Origin of the sequence: Chondromyces apiculatus DSM 436 (assembly GCF_000601485.1) — a bacterium.
GTDB classification, from domain to species: domain Bacteria; phylum Myxococcota_A; class Polyangia; order Polyangiales; family Polyangiaceae; genus Chondromyces; species Chondromyces apiculatus.
This window is the reverse complement of record NZ_ASRX01000076.1, coordinates 1-1,929: the sequence shown is the minus strand read 5'-3', so window position 1 is coordinate 1,929 and position 1,929 is coordinate 1. Positions and strand designations below refer to the sequence as shown.

The 1,929-nt window shown below is 71.8% G+C and carries 3 protein-coding genes; all 3 read left to right on the top strand.

Going from position 1 to position 1,929, the window contains the following annotated elements; genetic code table 11:
• On the top strand, window positions 1-496 hold a 496-nt coding region (gene rsfS / locus CAP_RS35320; RefSeq protein WP_156041436.1), incomplete at its 5' end, for a ribosome silencing factor.
• A 13-nt stretch (window positions 497-509) separates the two neighbouring features.
• Window positions 510-947 (top strand): 23S rRNA (pseudouridine(1915)-N(3))-methyltransferase RlmH, encoded by a 438-nt coding sequence (locus CAP_RS35315; RefSeq protein WP_044249069.1) that lies wholly within the window; start codon window positions 510-512, stop codon window positions 945-947.
• Window positions 948-1,353: 406 nt separating this feature from the next.
• On the top strand, window positions 1,354-1,896 hold the full coding sequence (locus CAP_RS35310) for a TVP38/TMEM64 family protein (RefSeq protein ID WP_052376560.1): 543 nt from the start codon (window positions 1,354-1,356) through the stop codon (window positions 1,894-1,896).
• Window positions 1,897-1,929: the final 33 nt, after the last annotated feature.

The window sequence follows — 1,929 nt, the reverse complement described above, 5'->3', positions numbered from 1 at the left end:
TGGGGGCGCCGAGGGCGCCCCGCCGCGCGCGCCCCTCGGCGCCCCCAAGCGCACCTCGAAGCGCCCTCCCGCCGCCCCACCGGCCCCTCAGCCCTCCGACGCCGCCCGCGAGCTCGCCCTCGCCATCGCCGCCGCGGGCCTCGACAAGAAGGCCATCGGCGTCGAGATCCTCGAGGTCACCGGCCGCGTGGATTACGCCGACTACCTGGTGATCATGACCGGCCGCTCCGACCGGCACGTCCACGCCATCGCCGTCGGCCTCGAAGACGCCCTGCGTGAGAAGAAGCTCTCCCCCCTCTCCATGGAGGGCCTGAGCGCCGCCACCTGGGTGCTCATCGACTTCGGCGACGTCGTGGTCCACGTCTTCCAGGAAGAGACCCGCCGCGTCTACGACATCGAGGGCCTGTGGATGGACGCCGGCCGCATCCCCGTCCCTGGCGGCGACGCCGAGGGCCCCGTCCCTGCCCACACGCCTCCCCGCGACTTCTCCACCTGACCTCGCGCCTCCCGTGCGCCTCATCGTCATCGCCGTCGGCCGCGTGAAGGACCGCCCCCTCCGGGCGGCCCTCGACGAGTACCTCGGCCGCGTCCGCCGCTACGTCGCCTGCGACGAAGTGGAGATCCCCGACGGCCCCCTCCCCAAGGTCTCGCAAGCCCTGACCCGCGCCGCCACCGGCGCCAACGTCATCGCCCTCGACGTCGGCGGCCGCGCCCTCCCCAGCGAAGCCTTCGCCACCTCCCTCGAACGCTGGGGCTCCCGCGGCAAAGGCGTGGTCGCCTTCCTCATCGGCGGCGCCGACGGCCTCCCCCCCGAGGTCAGCGCCGCGGCCGACGATCGCTGGAGCCTCTCCACCCTGACCTTCCCCCACCGCCTCGCGCGCCTCGTCCTGGTCGAGCAGCTCTACCGCGCCATGACCATCCTCCGCGGCGAGCCCTACGGCCATTGAAGCGCCAGTCCTGCGTACACAATGTGCACGCGGACATGGTGCAGGGGGCGGAGACCGCGGCGCGAGAGGGGTCTGACCTCCCGAAGCCACAGAGCCTTCCGGGATAGCCCTGCCATGCGCTGGCGTGACAGCACGTCGCTCGCACTCCTCGCGTTCCAGACCTGACAGCGTCCCTGGACATCGCCCGCGCCGAAACATGGTGAGCTTCTGTGCTTTGGCTCGCGAGGCGCGGGTGCTGCGGGTTGCGTTGCCGCTGCGCTGACACAATGAACTGCAGGTGAATGCTTCTCCCGCGGGCTCTCTCCTCTCGGCCCCGCAACCGCTATCTGCCGTGCACGAAAGTACCACGCGCCCTTCCCTCGCGGCCCTTCCGCATATCCCGTCGCGCCAGTCCGCTGCGCGCCGTTTGCTCATCGGAGCCCTGGTGCTGGTGGCCATCTGCGCCACCTTCTGGCTCACCCCCCTCTCCGAACTCGTCGATCTGCCGCGCCTGCTCGAGATCGCCCACCGCTTCCGCGCGAACCCCCTCACGCCCTTCGTGCTGGTCGTCGCGTTCGCGCTCCTCTCGTCCGTGCTGTTCCCCATCAACGGCCTCATCGCCGTCACCGGCCTCGCCTTCGGCCCCTGGATCGGCGCCACCTACGCCCTGGTCGCCACCCTGATCGCGGCCATCGCTCAGTTCGTCATCGGCTCCCGCCTCGGCGCCGAAGCCGTGACGCGTCTCGCCGGCCCCCGCGCCGAGAAGGTGCGCGGCCACCTCGTCCGCCGCGGCTTCTGGGCCGTCGCGCTGGGACACGTGCTGCCCGTGGCCCCGTTCGGGGTGATGAACCTGCTCTGCGGCGCCTCGGGCATCCGTTTTCGCGACTTCTTGCTCGGCACCACGCTGACCATGGTCCCCACCGCCCTGCTCGTCGCGGGCCTCAGCAGCCAGATCGCGCGCCTGTTTTGATTCCCGGGGCAGGGGCTCGCGCCCCCGCCCCCC